We start from the raw sequence: 20,836 nt of genomic DNA, 5'->3' as shown, positions 1-20,836 counted from the left end.
GAAAAGGGTCTCATAAGGAGACTCTTTTCTTTTGACACTTGTCCCTACAACAATCATTTCTTATATTTATAACATAATTACTAAGAATAAGAGGTGGTTTATGTCATTAAAACCGATCAAGCAAATAATAAAACCTGTACGAGCACAGGATGGTGCCGGGGTTGAACTGAACAGAGTGTTTGGAAATGGATTCGAAGAGTTAACAGACCCTTTTCTCTTATTAGACCATTTTAATAATAGTGACCCTACTAAAGCGTCTCCCGGTTTTCCTTGGCATCCCCACAGGGGTATTGAAACAATTAGTTACATTCTGGATGGTGGTTTACAGCATCAAGACAGCCTTGGTAATACAGGTGTCATCAGAAGCGGAGACGTTCAATGGATGACCGCAGGGAAGGGAATCATTCATCAGGAGATGCCAACACCAGAAGCTCCACATATTGGACATGGATTTCAACTTTGGGCTAATCTACCGGCAGCAAAAAAAATGACCTCCCCCCGGTATCAGGATATTCCTTCTCTGGAAATACCGGAAGTAACAGAAGATGATGGTACAAAAGCACGTATAATAACAGGATCTTTTTGGGGACAGACAGGACCAGTGACCGAGATAGCTACGAATCCTTTATTTGTAGATTTTAATATTCCCCCTCATGTGGAACGATCTATAAAAGTTGATTTAGATCTAAATTCCTTTATTTATCTTTTTGAAGGATCTGCTGAGTTTAGAGCTAGCTCTCAACCAATCTTGGCTCCTACAGAGTATATGACACAATCCGGGATAACTGACCCTATACCAGCTCATCCCATCGAGAATAGAAATTTAATTCTCTTCGACCGTGGTGATGAAATCCGTTTAAAAGCAGGACCTAAAGGTGTACGATTTTTACTTATTTCAGGCCGTGCGTTAAGGGAACCTATTGCCTGGCATGGCCCCATCGTTATGAATACGAGGCAAGAACTATATCAAGCCTTTCAGGATTTCCAGGATGGTCGATTTGTTTAGTGTTATATTTGTAATATAACTGTGAAGGAGGAGTCTTCTTTGTTCGTAACTCGTTATTTGTACTGCTTAATAGGAATGTTTCTGTTTAGTATTATCCTGATTCCGGATCTCTTTGCTGAGGATAGGGATAATACATTCTATAAAGAGGTAGATATACTAAAGTCTGCCTATCCTTCTGTTAAATTTGATACCCGTTTTGATGAAGACAAACAGGACTGGATGATTATTATCAGTAGTAGAGGTATTGAACATAAGCTCTATTGGGCAGAGGGACGATATGTAAGTGAAGAACAATGGGATACTAAAGAATCTTATAGAAGACTTCTCTATCGATTTCCCGATAGTCTTCCTGATCCTAAGACTTTTTCTCGTAATCAAAAGGACAGAATAACACAATTCAGTTCACCAAATAATAGGGCTAATGGACCTACTACCAATACTTCTCTGTTTGATGCTATCTATGATTGTCACACCAGATTAGATGTAGAACAGCATATCAGGACCATATACTTCCTTGGTTTTAATATCAGAGCACATGAGGGATTGAAACAACCTTTAGATAATGTTCAAAAGAAGCTTGTTCTAATAGCTAAGGGAGATAAGGAGGTCGCTGACTTTATTGATGAACTGGAGTCTGGTAGCAGTTATTCCTGGCGAACTATACGTGATACATCGGGTAAATCATTTCATAGTATGGGCTTAGCTATTGATTTGCTTCCCATTGGATGGCAGGGCAAAGTCCTTTACTGGAACTGGGAGAAAAACAAAGGCAATTCTGATTGGATGGCCACTCCTCTCAGCAAGCGGTGGATACCTCCTCAAAAAGTGATCGATATCTTTGAAAGTGAAGGGTTTATTTGGGGTGGATACTGGCCCATTTGGGATAATATGCATTTTGAATATCGGCCAGAACTACTCCTCTGGCGCGATTATCTAAATAAGAATTAATTATTTGTCTTCGTACAAATTGATATACTGATATTCAGCTGGTCCGTACATCCATAGAAGTGATGGCCACCATAAAAGACATCCAACAGCAGTGTTGAATGGTTGAACTTCTTTCTCGAGAGTGTATTGCATATCACGGTAACCTTCTTTTTTTACAATTACAGAAGGATCTTTCCATGCAGCATTTGTAATTTTAGCCTGTACTGGCGACTTACCTAATAACTGACCTTGATAGTATACTTCTGCACCTTCTACATTAGTATCGATATTCACCATGGTTGAAGTTACACAACCTGATAAACTAAGAATCAACAAAAATGCGATCCCCATTTTAAATGAGTTTTTCACTTTATACTCCATTCTAAAAAATATTTATTAACCGAAAACTAACATAAAATATGCTCTATTGTCTTTATAAATCTAATAGAAAGTATAAAGAATCCAGTAATAATTATTAGAGAAAAGGAATATACACTGTTAAGAAAGTATGATTATCCCTGTTTTCAGCTTTAATCCAGCCCTTATGTAAATCAACAATAGCTTTTGCTATAGACAAACCGAGTCCAGAACCAGAACCAGCTCGTGATTTACTCCCTCGATAAAGTCTATCAAATAAATGAGGTAGATCAGATTCTGGAATAGAACCTTCATTGGATACACAAAGGAGCAGTCCTGTGTCTCCTTTACTAATAGCCATCTGAACAGATCCTCCCCTTTGGGAATGCTGGAGAGCATTCTGAATAATATTGGACATACATCTTTGCATCAAAGATTCGTCCATGGAAGTAATAATATCGGGCCCAGAACAGTGGAATTGAACGTTTTTCTGTTCTGATAAAAAAACAAATCGATCATGTATATCATCAACAAAGTCCTTGATGGATACCTCTTTGAGATGGATGGACATACCTGGTGACTCGTATCGGCTCAACTCCTGTAAGTTAACAACCAAAGCTTCAATTCGTCTTGTTTCTGATAGTAAACTCTTAATCCGTAAGGGAGTAAGAGTTAGTGCCCCATCGATCATAGCTTCAAATTGAGATATGACAGCCGTAATTGGGGTTCTCAAATCGTGGGAAATATCCTGCATCCACTGTTGCCTCAGCTGTTCTTCCTTACTTAATTCTTTTTGTAATGCCAAAACAGACTGAGAGATTTGATCTAACTCATATATCCCTAAGGTGGGAAAGTCTATTTCCCGTTTACCTTCTCGTAAGCCAATCAAACCTTGAACTAAAAGTTTTGTTTGTTTTGAAAAACCCGAAGAAAAAAGAAAGGCAATCACTGATGATAGGAGAAGGGTTATAATCACTCCCATTATTACCGTTTTCTGCATAGTATCAATAAAAGCTCTGTTAGCTTTGGATGCCAGGAAATCAATAGTATCAGAAGATAAATAAGCTATAATGTTTTCCCCATCGGATATGGGAGTAAAGGAGAGCTGAGAGTAGCCGGAAATAATATTCCTGTTTTTATTGAATTCTTCAGTAGAAATCTTCTGCCCTTGATTAAACAAAAAGATGGGGTTTTGATCCTTATCAAAGACATACACATATAAAGAGTCTGTCATATAGGGGAGTAGGGCTTCTTCTACGTTATTTTCCGTTAAGCCACCATTTAAGCGATGGATTTTAGAAATAATGGGTATTAGAACAGATTGAAAATCCTCTTGCTTCCCCTGATTCCAACTAAAGATAGAAGTTTTAATAGCAAAAGTAAGGATTAGGGACATAATCGTAAGGACAAATAGGGAGGATAACAAAAGACCAACAAAAATCTTGAAGAATATACTTTTCACTGATCCTAATCTATATTCTGTTTCCATTAAACCTATATCCAAAGCCTCTAATGGTTCCAATCCAATCAGCTTGCCCCAGTTTTGATCTTAGATTAGCAATATGTGTATCTACAGTACGTTCAGATCCTTCAAAAGCATAATTCAAACACTCTGTTAGTATGCGTCCACGTGTGACAACAATATTGGCTTGATTTGAGAGGTATAAGAGAATTTTCCACTCTGCTCCTGTTAAATGAACAGGTTCCTCATTTAAATAGGTCTCATGGGATGTTTTATCCACAACCAATTTATGTTGAGAAAGTATCCACTGAGTGCTATCTAATTCTTCCTTGTTACCCTTCTTGTATCGTTTCAATAAAGCTTCTACTCTTAAGGACAATTCTCTAGAGCTAAAAGGTTTCACAACATAATCATCTGCACCAATTTCAAAACCCAATATGCGATCAGATTCAGAATCCTTGGCTGTTAGAAAAATAATCGGTAAATCAGACTTCTCCCTAATCTCTCTAGCTAATGCAAAACCATTACCATCAGGGAGCATAACATCAAGTATGGCTAAATCTATATTATTATCATCCAGGCTCTGGATAACACCCTGTATTTCTCCATATTCAAAAGTATTATGGTCTGCCAACTGTAAATATCCCACTATGGCTTCCCTAATAAAATTATTATCTTCGACAACAACAATGTTTGCCATATTAATATCCTTAGTCCCTGTATTGTAATTCTCTAAGAGTGTAAGTACCTGATGAATCTTTTTTTCTTAACCAATTACCTATTTCATCATAAATATAAGCCATGGTAGGTTCGGGATCCTTTTCGGGAACTATTGAGATTTCTTTTTGAATCAATCCTGATTTTGTGTATTGATAATCAATTGTCTTTTTGATTTTTCCTTCTGGTGTTTTGTTTTGAATACTTAGCAATTGATTGCTCTCATTGTATGTATAGATAAGGGTCTCATAGAGTCCATTACTGTCGTAATGTTCTTCATTGGTTAGCTTTTTTTGATCATCATAGTGGTAGATAACTCTTTTTAGGACCTTCCCATCTCCATAGAGAGTGGTTCGGGACTTAAGAATGTTATTATCATCGTATTGGAAGGTATCCTGTAGATTAATAACCCCATCAAGGTTGAGATTATTTTTTTCTATTAATAAATTCTGATCATTATATTTGTATACATCTTTCCATTCTACCGTTGATTGGGCATCAAGACTGACTTCTTCTCTTATATTGCCACTATCGTTGTAAGTATATTTATAAGTCCAGATAGTTTGATTGTCCGCATTCAAACCCTTGATAGCAGTAACCATTCCGCTGTCATTGTAATCATATTTTATCTCTGTTTTTAAGCTACCATCTTCATTGTATGATTTTTCTGATAAGGGTTTATTCTGTTCATTAAAATCTATTCGCCGTCTAATGATAAGGTCTCCAAAATCAACACCAGAATACTCTTTTATTGATAAAACCTGTCCCTTTAGTGAGTCAGCCCAACTGGCTGGAGTGTTGGCTCCTGGTACCTCTGCACCAAATAATTGTAAGCTTATTAGAAGCGATATTGTTAACAAAAAACCCTTTCGCATTAATCTCTCCCATAGGAATATATGGAGGAACTATAGGTAAAACCTATTTTTTCGTCTAGTTCTCTCTGAATAATTTCAACCATCTTCTTTGTCTCCTAGGATGAATATTGATACATAGCACAATCAGTTTCCTCACGAATGAAAGGATGTATTTCATTAATTCTTGACTTGATTATGAGCTTATCAGTGATAATCTTATCAGGGTTAATTTCTTCACTTATATCAAAGAGATTTATCTTGTGACAAAATTGCCCTATTCTTCTACTGGATGTAAACTTATTTAGTGGGGCTCCTAATAATAGCCCCACTAACAGGGGAAGAAACCATATCACTACGGTTGTTGCATATAAAGTTAGGTAAGTAGCTAAACAGAGGGCTATCAATAAGGGAGACCTATGAAAGAAATAAGCATCCAACCAGCTAATCTGATTAATAGCTCTATTTTGGGGTTTCCACCCTGAATCCTTACCTCTGAGTATCTCTATAAAACTTTTTAGCGTGAGAAGCATCTGAGTAGGAGATAACAGGATTGAAATACACAATTCTAATATAAAACTAATAACTAAGAAGAACGGATGTCTTCTGTTGGTATCTAAATCTTTATTTAATAAGGAATAACTTAGTCCTAAGATCTTAGGGGTTAACAATATAGTCATCGTAAAAACAAAGGTTTTAATGAGATAACTATTGTAAACAATAGCCTGACTCTCATAGCTGTAAGTGGCGATACCAAAACCAATCATTGCAAACCATATAATAGAGGACAGATAACCCATAATGCCAATCATAAAATGCAGACGACTAAAGCTTCTTAAGCCCTTTGTTGTAATGACTTTAATATGTTGAAGATTCCCCTGCATCCATCTTCTGTCTCTTATGGAGGATTCTATTAAGGAAGGTGGACTATCTTCCCAGGATCCATCAATATCAGGTGCAATATAAATTTTCCAGCTTCTTCTGCGAAGAAACGCAGCTTCTACAAAGTCATGGGATAGAATATGACCTCCCCAGGGGGCCTGGCCGGATAAGACCGGCAAACCACAGGATTCTGCAAAAGCAACCATTCTTATAATGGCATTATGTCCCCAATAATTACCCGAATCCCCTGACCAGGAAGCTATTCCTAAGGCATTGATTTTTCCATATACTTGAGAAGCAAATTGTTGGAGGCGGGCATAAAGGCTACTACTGCCCATCAAATTGGGGATGGTTTGAATCAATCCAATATTCGCATCACCTTCCATACGTCTAACCAGTGTGACCAGACTCTCTGCCTTCATTAAGCTATCTGCATCAAGGACAAGGAAGTAATCATAATGTCCTCCCCAGTTTTGAACAAAATCGGCAATATTCCCTACCTTCTTCCCTATATTATCCTTGCGATGACGATACCAAATGGGAATTTCTTCCAGTCTATCTTTCATATTGCTAAAGACCGCCCTCTCTCGAGAAATACAATCCGGATCAGAAGAGTCTGATAATATACATATTTCAAAGTAGGATGTGAGTCCTTTTTCTATTAGTTCTTCAGCCATAACATAAAGGGAGGAGAAACTATCACTAATGTCTTCATTATAGATGGGCATAACAATAGCAGTCTTACTTGAGCCGAGGGAGGCTTCCTTCCAATGTTTTATGCCATGACAGGAGAGAAAGCCAATAAGGGAGGTCGCACAAGAGAGGCCTATCCAGGCTAAGTTCAATGTGAAAAGAGCTAGGCTTATCCCCTTGATGAGTGTGAAATCCAAGATATATAAAGCCTTTCCGTAATAAAAGACTCCTATTCCTATGATGACCAGGGTTAAAAAGACTAATAGAGCTCTATACAAGGTAGTAGTCAAACTCAAGTTACGTTTCCTAATAGAAGGAGGACTTATATTAAGACTCTGAGTCTCCATTTTTAGCCGGTTCAATGTCGGCATATAAGTAAAGTTCTCTAACATTGTCATTTCTCCAACCTATATGTCCATATTTCGCTGACGATCTTATTGTTTTCATAAAGGGCTAATTTCAAATCCCTTTCCTCACTAGTTGAAGGAAGTTCAAATGTTGCTCTCAATAGCTTGAGTTCTTTATTGTGTTGTAGGAAAGCCGCGACCTTAGTTGGGCCTGATGAGACTTTAGAGCAGATGTTATCCGAAGGAACAACATCCTTTTCATATTCATAATCAACCACAAAAGTGTGGCTTCCTGGAGTTGTTCCTTCACCAATATGTGTAGACATCACCCTGTACTTAAATATTGTTGAAGAGGGGGAGTTAAGAGTCCAATACATGTTGTAGTTAAACTCAAAGGGAAGGTGCTTATTGATCTCAGGTACTTTCCAGAAAGCCACAATATTGTCCATTCCCTCTCGGTCAGTGGGAATTTCTATCAAATCCAATGTTCCAGAAGGCCATAAGCCCCGAGGCTGTATCCACAGGTTAGGACGGGCTTCATAATGAGCTTCCCAATCTTGATAATCTGATACTTTCCTTTTTCTTTGAAGCAAACCAAAGTCCTTAGGAGGTGTATCTGTAAAGCTGGAGTACTGTATCGTTTTAGGATTAATGAGGGGACGAAGAATGTCCTGATCTGAACTTGTACGAAGCCATAAGTTATCAGAATCGTGGACCTCATTCCGATAATCATTAAATCTTGATCTATTGGTTTCATCATATAAAAACATTGAAGTAAGAGGGGCGATCCCAAGGGATAGAGAACCCGTACGGGGATAAAGACTAGCCTTAACTTCTATAACAGTATCCCTTCCAGGATGAACCACAAATTCAAAAGCACCAGTAAGGGAAGGGCTATCCAGAAGGGCGAGTATAGTAAGGAAAGTTTCTGATTTGTTAGGAGCTAAGATCCAGAATGACTTGAAATGGGGAAACTCCTCCTTTCTTCCTTGTTGAGGAGGGATAGCAACAGCTCTAGCTGATAATCCATACTGGGCATATTGAGGAAGCGCTCTAAAGTAAGAAGCCCCTTGAAAAACAATGACTTCATCCCATTTATCTAATTGGTTCAGAGGATAAAGAATCTTAAAGCCTGAAATACCCTTAGTCACAAATGGTTGGGAAGTGCGGCGATTCAAGAACCAATCCCCTCGATTTGGGACAGTAGTAAGATCATTATCAACGATATAAATATCTATGCTGTCTTTGTAGATATAACCACTGGGCAAAAGGTCCATACGGAAGGCAGCCTGATCCCCTAAGGGAATCCGCTTTTGTTCATCAAAACTAATGTCTCTATACTGATCATAAGACCATTGTTCATTATCTTTTTGAGATTTTTTTGAAGGATAAAAAGGGGAGTCCCTTAGCGCCTCGGCTTTAAGCTTGAGATCTTCATAGTTATGAACCTCACTATCAGCCCAGGAGGAAAGGATATTAACAAATAATAAAAAGGTTAAAACAGTACATCCATGCTTAAACATGGGCCTTACAGTACTAAGGTATTTCCAAAGATTTCCTTAGATTATGTTAAGATTGTGACAAGATTCCCCAATTAAGATATATGTTTGTCAAAAAAATCAAGCACAGCTGAAGCGACAGTAGAATGTATCTCATCCCTATCTATGGAAGGATGATCTTGACAGAATATGGGGTGAAGAGCTTTGCCCGCCACTGTGGCCGTTGCTAGAAAAGTATAATGATCTGACTTATTATCGAGGACCAGTAACTCACTGTTCTCTAAGCCTTTCTCATATATATATCCGTTAAACTCATTAGGAGTAATGGTGTCCACCTTAGGAATAACAATGAGCGTCGGGGTTTTAACAGGTCTTAAACCATCTATTCCAAAAGTCTCTCCCAAAGCAGGTGCCATAAGGCATACTGCTTTAATACTAAAGGAGGGAATAAAAGTTTCTTTATAAGCCGGATCAACATCACTCAAATGATCACTATCGATTAACCTATTAATCAAATTAACAAAGCTTGCTTTATCTTCTATTTCAGGGGGAATAGCCCCAGAGTCAGGATCATCTATGTATTGTTTGTATTTCTCATAATAAGCCTTTGGATGAGAAATACCTCCGAGGGCATTTATAATACTATAGCTTCCCAGGGAATGACCTATAAGTACAATGTTATTCTTGTCTATTAGGGCACTAACAAAAGATTCTGTGATGGTGTAGTGAATAGCTTGATGAATATCTTCCGATCTATGCCACCAAAATCCAAAACCTTCAGGTGTATATTCTTCATATAGATTATTACCATGATGATTTATTCCCACCACAATATAGCCTGATTGAACTAGGGTATTGGCTAACCAGGCATAATGATAGGCCGCTCCCCCTGTTCCATGTGATATGACTGCTAATCGACAATGGGAGTAGCTCCTGTCAACTTCCCCATCCAAAGCATAGTCACCTACTGTAAATAAGGGCTCTTCTTCTGGACCAATACCAATAGCAGTGGTCTTTGTTTCTGTTGAGGGATACCAAAAAACCATATTGATAGGACGATGTTTGTCCTTTTCTATCCAATTTTCTCTCGTTTTATCTTCAAAGGATATTTCTCTTTTACCAATGGAACTACTCATGATTATGTATGGTACATAATTCCCCCACTAATGGTCAACTAATGTCTTAATACTATATAATAAGGGTATGGTTGATAAAAAACTCGCTTCCCTCATTCATAATCAAGTATTCTTTCATGGACAGCTTAACCTACTGTGGGAAGGTGGATTTGAAGAATTGCTCCCACTAAATGATGATTTTATACAGGGCCTATTGAGTTTTAAGGATAAGTACCTCATAGAGTCCCAACAATTTAAGGAAGCTCTGGATCTGGTCACTAAGAAGGTTCTCCACCAGTTATGGCAAGTCAATCAATATATTGATATAAGAAAAGAAGATACGGAAAGGCTTAAGGCTATTTATAAAGAGACATTCCAGTCCATAAACAGGGACAACGCCTCTTCCATGATGGAGAAACATTTTCAGCACTTATCTCAATGGATTAAACCTTTCTATCAACCTCAAATGGTGGAAGCTCTCAAGGCCCAGAAACAGATAGGGCAGGTCGTGAACAATCAATACTCAGGAGAATTCCAGTTATCGCAATTTGACTTGGAACTTTCAGAACTGAATTTCCCTCTATTAGATATTGGCTGTGGAGAGGATGCTGGCTTTGTAGAGTACCTAAGGAAACATAACAAAGAAGCCTATGGTATAGACCACCTTATTACACGACCAGGATCTTATTTATGGGAAGAACATTGGTTAGATTTTGATTATGGCAAAGATAAATGGTCCACCATCTGGGCTCATATGAGTTATACCAACCATATGAATTACCATAAGAGTCATAACAGCCCTTTGTGGTCCGGGTATGCCAAGTGCTTTAAAAACATTCTTGATAGTCTTATCGTCGGGGGACGGTTTTGCTATTGTCCTTCTGTGCCAATGATGGAGGAATACTTAAATTCCCTTGAAGGCCAGCCTTATATTATCGATAGTCCTCATCCTAATCGAATTTGTATTACAAGAAGGCATTAAAATTCGACAACAATCAAGGCATCCATTAGAATTCCTGCTAGGAGATGCTAATGCTTCAAAAGGACAGCCATGATGTTATAGACAATGAGAGTCTGGATAGTTTTATTAATAATCTACTACTAGGTGTATTGAATGTCGTCATCTTAATAGCCATTGGTATACTTGCTGTTTTAATTTCTTTCTTACTAATATATTACAGGATTCCCTTAAATTATAGTACCCTTGGTTCTCTCGTCGTATTGTTCATTATTCAATTGGCTATTCTTATAATAATCAAGTATAAGATCCTTCCCTTAAACATGGCTCAACTCCTATCATCAGGGGTTTCTCTTATCTATTTGATCATTTTAAATATGGATACATTATGGCAGCATCATCTTGTGACTACTCATAATATGATATTTATAGCTCTGCTCTGCTCTTTTATATTGATACAACATAGATGGTTTTTCCCTTCCCTCATGATAGTAGGGGGGAATTGGTTTTATCTTATCTATGAGCAAGCAGAATCAGGACAATTTGTGGAATTAAGCTCCTTTGCTATTTTTGGTTTGGCTTTAGCTATTGTTCAACATTATGTTATCAGCTCTTATATTCAAAGGTTATGGCTAAAAAACAGAAATAAAATGAGTCAGATATATGAAGTGGAAGCAGCTCTGGCCATTGCAGAGGATTCTAAAAGATTATTATCGCGAATAAATGATGCTTCCACAGAGGGGATAGCCTTTCATAATGGACAGATTATCCTTGATTGTAATCCTCAATTAGCTTCTATGTATGGATATGAGAGCAAAGCACAGTTAATGGGTGTACCCATCGATAGTTTGGCTATGCCGTCCAGTGTGAAGAAAATCCATGATAATATTGAAAGAACTACCCAAGCGGTATATGAAGCTATGGCCCAAAAAAAGGATGGAACAGAGTTCCCCATTCAGATTAGTGCCAGAACTATTAGTAGTGAAGGGGAAGATTTCTTAAGGGTTGCGGCTATTCATGACCTGACCTTTATAAAGCAGTATCAATTACAATTGGAACAAAGTGAGTCTAACTATAAATTTCTCACTGACAACTCTTTGGATATTGTATCCCGGATCTCTAAAGACAAGGGCTTCCTCTATATCTCCCCGTCTTATCATAAAATCACAGGATATGAATTTCAGGAATACTTAGGTCACGATGACATTAGGAAAGTCCTTGGTCTAAACTGGCATGTATTAGATTCATTAGATTCTGATGGGGTGAAAAACGTTACCCACAGCATAAAAGCTAAAAACGGAGATATCCTTTGGTGTGAAAGCACTATTTCTCGAATCAAATCAAAGGAAAGCGATGATTTTCGCATTGTGACCCGTGATATATCTGAAAAAGTAATCCAGGAACAAAACTTACAGCTACAATTCGATGTAGCCCATTTGATAAATCTTAACTTGAATATTCCTGCCTTTATTCAAAAATCTCTGGAAGTGATTTGTCTGGACATGGGATGGATATTAGGAGAATTATGGGAACCTCTTTCTAAGGATAGAATCCGATTAGCCGCAGAATGGCATCTAGATACTCCCCGCATACAAGAATTTGCTCAAGATAGCTACAATATTACTTTTGATATAGGGGAAGGCTTACCGGGAATGGTCATGGAAGAACAAAGACCTATCATTATCCCGGATGTGACGAGTGAGGTTTTATTTATTCGTAGAAAGGAAGCCAGAGCCGCCAATTTAAGAGGTGCCATTGGATTTCCCCTCTATGATAAGGGGGAATTATATAGTGTATTGCTCTTCTTCAGTCATGATGTTATTAAGGAAAATGGATCCGTCTATGACATTTTCTTTTCTGTAGGAGGACAAATAGGCCAGTATCTTAAACGTAAATACGCAGAAGAAGAAGCAAGTAAAAGTGAAGCTTTATTCCGGACCATGAGTGAGTTCTCCCCTGTAGGTATCTTTCTAACTGATCCTGATGGGCAATGTAACTATGTAAATAAAAGATATCAGGAAATATCAGGCTTGACAGAAGAAGAAGCCATGGGGGATGGATGGAGCTCTATCATTCATCCCGATGATGCCCAGCGAGTGTATGAAGGTTGGGCTGAGTCTGTCAAAAAAAAGGAATCCTACACAGGACGTCACCGTATTATATACAAGGATGGCCAACAGCGATGGGTCGCTGCTAATGGTGCGGCCTTTTATAGTGGTGATGTTATCATTGGACATGTAGGAGTCCTTCAGGATATCACTGAAAATGTTCATCAACAGGAAGAACTTCTTAGATATTCAGAACAATTAAGCGATATGGTAGAAGAGAGGACAAAAGAAATAAAAGTCCTCCAGGAAGAGGTTTTTAAACAACAGATATACCAAAAGGAAATCAAAATAGCATCTGAAGTTCAAATGAACTTACTTCCTAATAAAATACCCTCTATTGAAGGATTCGGCTTAGGTTTTATTGCAGTCCCCGCTCATTTTGTTAGTGGAGACTTCTATGATGTAGCTGATTTTGCGCCTCACACTCTCTGCCTGACCATCGCAGATATATCAGGTAAAGGCTTTCCTGCCGCTTTAATTGCGGCTTCTGCACGGACGATACTTCAATGTTCAACTAGTGCCCAAAGTAGTCCTGATCGTTTACTATCCACTCTACAAGACCAGCTTTTTCCCGATTTGTCAAAAGCAGAGAAATTTATCACTATGCAGATTACCCTCATTAATACTCTGACTGGTGAAGTTAGCTATTCTAATGCCGGACATACAGAGACCTTGTTATGGCGTAAATTAAGTAACACCATCGAAATTCTGGCTCCGACTACCTATCCTATAGGGGTCATGGATGATATCGGTTTGAATGTAGAATCTGCCATGATGCGTCCAGGGGATACTTTATTAATGTACAGTGATGGCGTAACAGAAGCAGAAAACTCAAAACTAGGCTTCTATGGTATTGATAGATTAAAGGACAGCTTTCAAAAACTCAGTCAACAGGATTTAAGTGCGTCAGAATTAACAGATAGGCTAACTAAACAAATCGTTGACTACATTGATTCTAATGATCAGTCGGATGACATTACCATTATCGCTGTCAAAGCGGAAAATATAATAGTAAAACAAAGCTTTCCCGGTGTTTTTAATGAACTGGATAACATTGTTCTCTGGAGCAAAAGTTGCTGCCGTCGTTACAGTGAGGAATTTGCCATGCAGATAGAATTAGTTATGTCAGAACTGATTACCAATATTATCAAGTATGCTATTCCCTCAGAAGAACATAAAAATATTGATATACAAATTGACTTACAGGAAGATGGTGTTATATTTCAAGTTAGTGATTATGGTATTTCCTTCGATTATGATCATCGTCGGAATCCGGATTTCAATGAACCCCATGAGGGGGGCTATGGACTTTGGATGATGAATGAATTGATGGACAAGGTCACCTACACTGTCGAAAAAGCTGATCATTTAAACCACTGGGTATTATCCAAGAAAGTCAAATCTGATTGAAAAACTTGCAAATAACAAGGTCCTATACAACACTTAATAACGGGAAAAGGTAAATAAGTATCATTAGTGTTTTCTCAGTTGTGCATAAGGAGTTGATAATGCAAGGATTGACTTATGGTATAATAAATAAATTCAAAGCCTCTTCCCTCCTATTGGTTTTGTCCAGTATTGGTAAAAACCTCCTGACCCTTGTATTCCCCCTTTTCTTTTTACAGATTTATGATCGCGTGATTCCTATAGGGAATTATAACACCCTAATCTGGCTTACTTGTATCGTGTTGATTTTAATAATGGTAGAGTCTTTCTTTAATAATGCCCGACGTCGTGTCTTATCAGGAACAGCTTCTTCTTTGGGTTTGGATATGGAAACAAAGTTCTTCCACTATATTATTCATCTGAATCGTAACCAATTCAATACTATGACCAGATTCCAGAGAGAAGAAGAATTTAGTAAAATTCAGCAAGTCGAAAGAAATGTACGTGGTAGTCTCATAACCAGTTTTCTGGATATGCCCTTTCTCTTTCTTTATTTAGGTGCTATCTACTATCTAGCCAATGATTTAGTTTTTTTCCCCATTCTTGTTCTTGTCTCTGCATTGTTGATATATATCCTGTTGTCTTTAGTCCTCAAAAATAAGATCAAAAAAAACAAGGAATATGAACAGAATAAAATCGAATATATCTCTGAGACTCTCGAGAAGGTTCACTATCTTAAATCACAAAAACTGGAAACAACCTTAGTCCGTGATAGTTATTCTGTTTTTGACAGATCCAGTTCTGCTGAAGCTAAGGTCAATGGTCTGCTCAATATATCAGATCTTATCTATAACCTTTTATCTCTTATTTTAATCTATGGGACTATTATTGGCGGGGGCTTCCTGGTCTTTGTGGGAACATTATCCATTGGTAAATTAACAGCTTGTGCAATGATTTCCCGAAGCATTATGCTTCCTTTTCATGGGGTCCTAAATACTTTACTCCAATATGACAACATCAAATCATCTTTCCTAAAGCTTAGGGAATTAAAGACTCCTTCTTATAGCGAATCAGATAAAAGACTCATTCAACAGACAGAATATTCGGGTTATCTATCAATAAAGTCTCATGATAATAAAGGGGTGAACATAAAACCAGGTGACATAGTGGGTATCATTGGGGGAGAGGAAATAGCCAAGGAGAGCCTAAGGGATATCCTCCTGGGTTTTGAAAGAATAGAACAGAACACTGTCTACTATGACGAGATTAATGTTTCTTCGTTAAATGTTGAGAATTACCTAACTTCACAAGTGGCTTATCTGGATGTGGATGACACCCTTTTATCAGGAAGCATTATTGACAATATTTCCCACTTTAATGATGATTACCAACCTATGGCTTATGCCATAGCCAGCCTATTAGAACTAGACGATTTTATTAAAAAGCTCCCCCATGGGTATGATACCCTTATATCAAGTCGTACTCAGGATTTTCTTCCTATCAATATCATTCAACGAATAAGTATAGCGCGTAATCTTTTACTCCAACCAAGGTACATTATCTCTTATCAATCAGATAAGTTCATGAATAACGAGAATCTTGAGATATTCCTGAGATTTTTAAAAAACTATTGTATCAATTCTACTATTGTACTCTTTACAAACCGAACTTCCACTTTGAGCGCCTGTAGTCGAATCGTTCCCCTTAAGGAGCTAAGCAATGGCCACCAAAGATAACTGGATAGCCCTTACTTCAACCTCCTGGCAGGATTTTTACCGTAGTAATGAGTGGGTAGGCCTGACAGAAGTCGATATGGTCCATCAAGTTGTATTGCAGGGACTCATTTCCATTAATCGTATAATCAAAGAGATTAGTATCTACAATCGAAAAACCTACTTTGATCTCTTTCAGGGGATAACAGAGTTAGAAAGTCTACTTAGTTCCTTATTTGAAAGGGAAAACACCTTCTTAATTAACCATCAATATCAGGACTCTGATAATCACATCCGTCATCATTATCATATCATTAAAGAACTAAACAAATTGCTTCTGGATAATAGAATGATGGTTAAGTATAGTATCAACCATTTCTTTGACAACATCGTTCCTTTATTAGTTAGCCATTTTGAATATGATCTTCATTACTATAATATGGGAGCTATTCTGGGTAGCCATAGAAATCAAAAAGGACAAAGCTTGGTTCTGCCCCATTTCCATATACAACAGGTTGATGCCTTAGTCAAAGGTTGTATAAATAAGATCCTGACATCCCTTAAAAGCTCGGGGTCGACTCATCAAGAGGTTCTGGTTAAGTTAATCAAAAAAGGAATTAATGATTTTTACAAAGATTTCATAATATTGTCAGAACTATTTATGCCCCACTATAAAGTATCACTAATCCAAAAGGATATGTTTTACTTTGAAAGTATCATTCTAACACCGTCCAATAGAAAAGAGATCTATAAACTACTAATTGGTGAGTGGGTTAAAAAACTATTTTATTACAAATCAACTTTGGTTAATAGATTTGAATGGCTGTTAGGATTAATGGAAAAGAATGATTTTTCTCAATGCAAAGACCTTTTTTATACAGATTCTGTAGGGGATCAATTCCTTCTACGATTGATAGATATGTATCTAGAAGAGGATAAAGATGAAAAAGTCTTCCTCCCTCTTTTACAGGAGGAAATCCAAACTTATATCGGTAATAGATATTTGGCCATGGATGACTCTATCGAAATGCAGCCCTATGAAATCGAAATACTCCAACAAAATCTTGATACCATAACCTTATACATCGAAGAACAGCGGAGTGTGGATAAGAAGATATTTATTGAAAAAATCATGAAAACAATCATCTACCAATTTGAAGACTTTAAGGTGGTGATCAATGATATATAATTATTCAACAGCCTTATTACCACTCCTTAATGCTATGTATTGGAAGGGATCAATTGAATATGTGATGGAACTGTATCCTCAAAGAGAGGATAATCTGAATGAAGAACAATTCAAAGATATACTCAGCAAATTGGGATATGACCAACTTAAAGGTTCTTATGAACGGGCCTATATAAAAAGTCTCGAACATCCCTTTGTATATGTTGATGAGCAAAATGGGTTGTTTGTTTTTATTGAAGATCATGGTGATTACTACACTGTCTATGATTGTGCTCAGGATAAATATGTAACCCAAAAGTCTCTGGGTATAATAAGTGAAGTGTATTGTTTTATTCCTTCTCACAAGGAGAAGGGAACTGTTCACTATATTGGGACTAAATGGTTTACCCATATATTGCGTCAATTCAATGGAGAAGTTATTTGGCTTTTTCTCTTATCCCTATTTACTTCCTTTCTCAACTTTATTACTCCCCTGTTGATTATCCTCATATATTCCCAGGTTCAAAGAACAGAATCTTTTGATACTATAAAGGATCTTGGTATTATAACTTTTATCTTTATCATGGCTCTCGCTGGTTTCCGTTATTTTAAATCTGTTTTGCAAACCAATCTGGCGGTCAAACTGGATAATATCGTGGGTAAAGAGATTTATAGACGACTAATGTTATTCCCTCTTAAATTAACAGAAAATACCCCTCCGGAAATACAAATAGCCCGAGTCCGGGACTTTGAGAAAATAAGAAACTTTATAAAAGGTCCAAGTTTTACTTCCCTAATAGATTTGCCTTTTTCTTTGGTTATGTTAGTGGGATTATCCTTTGTTGCCGGTCCTATGGCCTGGTTCCCTGTATTAGGAATTTTCGTCCTTACCATTTTAGGCCTTGTAACTTATCTCAATTACAGAGACGCTAATGATGAACGATCTTCACTATTAGGTCAGATGAATCTTATTATGTCTGAATTATTTCAATTGTTGAGAATCAAAAACTTCCCTGATGGGATTAAGCAGCTTTTGATTAATGTTGTAGATAAGTCTAGACAGGTAAAACAAAAAACAGAAGACATTGACAAGGTTGTACAGCGGGTAGCCCATTTAGGTAACTTGCTCACCAAGATATGTCTCGTTCTGGCCATCTGTTTTGGTGTTACCCGAGTCGTTCAGAATCAAATGGGCTTGGGGACCCTCTTTGCCTCTTTTATTATCATCTCCCGAATATTAAATCCCGTTAATGGGAGTCTTATGGTCTTAACCCAATTGAGCTCCTATAGGAGAAGCATCAATCAACTAAACGATTTTATGAGTATACCCATCAAGGATATTGTCTTTGATAATCAGGAAAAGAGTAAGAATGTTCGTGGAAGAATAAGTTTTGAAAACGTCTACCTCAGGTATGGACGAGAATATACAACCACCTTATATAATCTGAATTTTACTATAGATCCGGGTAGTCTAGTGGTTATATTAGGGCATGGTAGTTCTGGTAAAAGCTCCCTCATTAATTGTTTGCTAGGCAATTATCCTGTAACAAATGGATGTGTTCTTCTGGACAATTACAATATCAAACAATTTGATCGTAATACACTCAGACGTTTTATCTCCTACTGTCCCAAGAATGGGGTGACATTCGGAGGTTCCATTAGAGATAATTTTACTCTATTGAATCCCAAAATCAAAGAGTATGAGATTATTGATTCTCTTCGTTCCTGGGATTTATGGGAATATATAAATAATCTGGATGAAGGTTTAGATACAGATTTAGTCAACATTCCTTCTGTAGATAAAGTTATCTTTGAAAAGAAACTCAATCTGGCTTTACTAAATGTCCAAGAAGCTAAGATTACCATTATTGATGGTTTCGAATATCATCTGTCTAATGACTACATAAAACAGGTATATAGTAATGTCTTAGCGCTAAAAAACAAATCAACCAATATTATTGTCACCGAATATCAACCTTTAATTGAAGCTGCAGACCAGGTAATTGTCTTAAATGAAGGAAGGATTATAAAACAGGGAAAACCTCAAAAAGTGCTAAATAAACAGGATAAAGAAAATCTGTGGGGGGATGTAAATGGATAGAGAAACTTTAACTCGTTACTATGATACAAATCGATTCCCTAAACTCCTGGCTGCTTTAATCGTATTTGTTTTTCTGTGCCTAGTCAGTATGATTATTTGGATGGTCAAGGCCCAATTAGATGAAACAATAGTAAGCCAGGGACAGTTATTGCCCCGGGATGATTATATTGATCTACAAACACAGATCAGTGGTTATGTAGAGGATATTCTTGTCATCAACAATAGTACGGTCGAGAAGGGTGATATTATACTAAGACTTAACTCAAGGGCTAAACTTTTAGATTTAGAAGAAGAGAGGATCTATCGAAGTGTCCTCTATACAAATTTGGCTACAGTTCAAGATGAGTATAACACTATGAAAACATTATTAGATGGTAGTCTTATATCTATGAGCCGTTTTCAGGAGGTTAATAGAACAAAAATAGCTTTAGAAGGGGATATCGCTTTATCCTCTAATCGAATAAAACGATTGAATAGTGAAATCGAATATCTAACCCTTAGGTCTCCCATTACAGGGACCATTCATAACCTGAAGAATATTCACCAGGGTAGTTTTGTATCTATTGGGGGACTCATCTGTCAAATCCTCCCCGCGAATAGTGATTACAAAGCAGAGATTGCTATTAAGCCATCCGATATAGGTAAAGTTAGAGTTAATCAGCCTGTTAAGGTTTATATACAATCCTTTGATAATGAGAACTTTGGGGTTATCACAACAACTTTGACCGATATATCGCGAACCACTTATTTGTCTAAGGACAATAAATCCTATTATCAGGGAACCGTCGGCATTCCTTTGTCCTCATTAACTGATGGAATCAACGAGGTTCCCTTAAAATTCGGAATGCCTGTAGAAGCTCATATTATAGTCAATAGAAGAAGTGTTCTCGATTACTTAATTTCACCCATAAAACATTCTTTGCAAAAGTCATTCAATGAATCCTAAGGAGGCCCGTTATGGCAAAAGAAGGCGAAGATGTTAAAAATGATAATGAACAAATAGAAGATTTAGAAAACATAGAAGATAATCCCATCGATAAAGCCAAAGAATTTGGTGATATCAAAGGGGTGGATCAAATGAGCTATACCTCTGTGGTTGACCAGGAACAGGAAAGCCTAATAAGCACTGCTGATAATCCAAGGGGACAGGTCGTAGATGGTAACTCCGTTGTTAATAGGGACAGTTTTCCCATAGAAGACAGAACAGAAATACCGGTAGCTCCAAATAATAATGAAACTAACATCGATGACTCCTCTACAGATAATAATGGTTCATTAGTAGGGGGAGTAGGTAATATTGAACTGGAAGACCCACAATTAAATAATCCTTCTCTACCCCAGAATCGTGTTATAAATATTCCTTCTGGTACAAGTGAGTCTGAGCAGGATAATAGTTCATTGGACAATACACCTGATGATGAACCCAACGACGATGATGACCCCAACAACGACGATGACCCCAACAACGACAATGCCCCCAACAACGACGATGATCCCAACAACGACGATGACCCCAACAACGACGATGACCCCAACAACGACGATGA

Annotated in this window: 16 protein-coding genes; 9 read left to right on the top strand and 7 right to left on the bottom strand. The window is 37.4% G+C overall.

Going from position 1 to position 20,836, the window contains the following annotated elements; translation table 11 throughout:
• Positions 1 to 100: 100 nt before the first annotated feature.
• On the top strand, positions 101 to 1,006 hold the full coding sequence (locus tag K345_RS0118385) for a pirin family protein (RefSeq protein ID WP_028975409.1): 906 nt from the start codon (positions 101 to 103) through the stop codon (positions 1,004 to 1,006).
• Positions 1,007 to 1,045: 39 nt separating this feature from the next.
• Positions 1,046 to 1,954 carry a M15 family metallopeptidase gene (locus K345_RS0118380; protein ID WP_028975408.1) on the top strand — a complete coding sequence of 303 codons (909 nt, stop codon included), beginning with the start codon at positions 1,046 to 1,048 and terminating at the stop codon, positions 1,952 to 1,954.
• Here K345_RS0118380 and K345_RS0118375 read toward each other — a convergent pair whose 3' ends face one another.
• The 7 genes from K345_RS0118375 to K345_RS0118340 all read right to left on the bottom strand — a co-directional run bounded on the left by K345_RS0118375 (position 1,955) and on the right by K345_RS0118340 (position 9,877).
• Positions 1,955 to 2,302 (bottom strand): PEGA domain-containing protein, encoded by a 348-nt coding sequence (locus tag K345_RS0118375; protein WP_028975407.1) that lies wholly within the window; start codon positions 2,300 to 2,302, stop codon positions 1,955 to 1,957.
• Positions 2,303 to 2,408: 106 nt separating this feature from the next.
• Complete coding sequence (locus K345_RS21840; RefSeq protein ID WP_245584640.1) at positions 2,409 to 3,779, bottom strand: sensor histidine kinase; 1,371 nt, start codon at positions 3,777 to 3,779, stop codon at positions 2,409 to 2,411.
• Complete coding sequence (locus tag K345_RS0118365) at positions 3,763 to 4,452, bottom strand: response regulator transcription factor (RefSeq protein WP_028975406.1); 690 nt, start codon at positions 4,450 to 4,452, stop codon at positions 3,763 to 3,765. The genes K345_RS21840 and K345_RS0118365 overlap by 17 nt, the downstream gene beginning before the upstream one ends.
• Positions 4,453 to 4,462: 10 nt before the next feature.
• Positions 4,463 to 5,344 carry a hypothetical protein gene (locus K345_RS21835; protein WP_053228462.1) on the bottom strand — a complete coding sequence of 294 codons (882 nt, stop codon included), beginning with the start codon at positions 5,342 to 5,344 and terminating at the stop codon, positions 4,463 to 4,465.
• A gap of 95 nt (positions 5,345 to 5,439) precedes the next feature.
• Complete coding sequence (gene mdoH / locus K345_RS21830; protein ID WP_053228461.1) at positions 5,440 to 7,287, bottom strand: glucans biosynthesis glucosyltransferase MdoH; 1,848 nt, start codon at positions 7,285 to 7,287, stop codon at positions 5,440 to 5,442.
• 2 nt (positions 7,288 to 7,289) lie between these two features.
• Complete coding sequence (locus K345_RS21825; RefSeq protein WP_053228460.1) at positions 7,290 to 8,765, bottom strand: glucan biosynthesis protein; 1,476 nt, start codon at positions 8,763 to 8,765, stop codon at positions 7,290 to 7,292.
• Positions 8,766 to 8,836: 71 nt separating this feature from the next.
• Positions 8,837 to 9,877 carry an alpha/beta hydrolase family protein gene (locus K345_RS0118340; protein ID WP_028975405.1) on the bottom strand — a complete coding sequence of 347 codons (1,041 nt, stop codon included), beginning with the start codon at positions 9,875 to 9,877 and terminating at the stop codon, positions 8,837 to 8,839.
• 67 nt (positions 9,878 to 9,944) lie between these two features.
• Here K345_RS0118340 and K345_RS0118335 point away from each other — a divergent pair, with 67 nt between their 5' ends.
• From K345_RS0118335 to K345_RS21820, 7 genes are all read left to right on the top strand, one after another.
• Complete coding sequence (locus K345_RS0118335; protein ID WP_028975404.1) at positions 9,945 to 10,838, top strand: hypothetical protein; 894 nt, start codon at positions 9,945 to 9,947, stop codon at positions 10,836 to 10,838.
• 50 nt (positions 10,839 to 10,888) lie between these two features.
• Positions 10,889 to 14,332, top strand: a complete 3,444-nt coding sequence (locus K345_RS0118330) for a PAS domain S-box protein (protein ID WP_028975403.1) — start codon at positions 10,889 to 10,891, stop codon at positions 14,330 to 14,332.
• A 98-nt stretch (positions 14,333 to 14,430) separates the two neighbouring features.
• Positions 14,431 to 16,044: an ABC transporter transmembrane domain-containing protein gene (locus K345_RS0118325; RefSeq protein WP_028975402.1), complete on the top strand. Its 1,614-nt coding sequence runs from the start codon at positions 14,431 to 14,433 to the stop codon at positions 16,042 to 16,044.
• The gene (locus K345_RS0118320) at positions 16,028 to 17,209 is read left to right on the top strand and encodes a hypothetical protein (RefSeq protein WP_028975401.1); all 1,182 of its coding nucleotides are present in this window, start codon (positions 16,028 to 16,030) and stop codon (positions 17,207 to 17,209) included. Before K345_RS0118325 ends, K345_RS0118320 begins: the two co-directional genes overlap by 17 nt.
• Positions 17,199 to 19,289 carry a peptidase domain-containing ABC transporter gene (locus K345_RS0118315; protein WP_028975400.1) on the top strand — a complete coding sequence of 697 codons (2,091 nt, stop codon included), beginning with the start codon at positions 17,199 to 17,201 and terminating at the stop codon, positions 19,287 to 19,289. The genes K345_RS0118320 and K345_RS0118315 overlap by 11 nt, the downstream gene beginning before the upstream one ends.
• The gene (locus K345_RS0118310; protein ID WP_028975399.1) at positions 19,282 to 20,235 is read left to right on the top strand and encodes an HlyD family secretion protein; all 954 of its coding nucleotides are present in this window, start codon (positions 19,282 to 19,284) and stop codon (positions 20,233 to 20,235) included. Before K345_RS0118315 ends, K345_RS0118310 begins: the two co-directional genes overlap by 8 nt.
• An 11-nt stretch (positions 20,236 to 20,246) precedes the next feature.
• Positions 20,247 to 20,836 (top strand): hypothetical protein (locus tag K345_RS21820; protein WP_211227925.1); only part of this gene is annotated, 590 nt, incomplete at its 3' end.

The organism is Spirochaeta cellobiosiphila DSM 17781, assembly GCF_000426705.1.
GTDB lineage: Bacteria > Spirochaetota > Spirochaetia > DSM-17781 > DSM-17781 > Spirochaeta_E > Spirochaeta_E cellobiosiphila.
The sequence above is the reverse complement of the archived record's forward strand: the minus strand, read 5'-3'. Positions and strand labels throughout refer to the sequence as shown.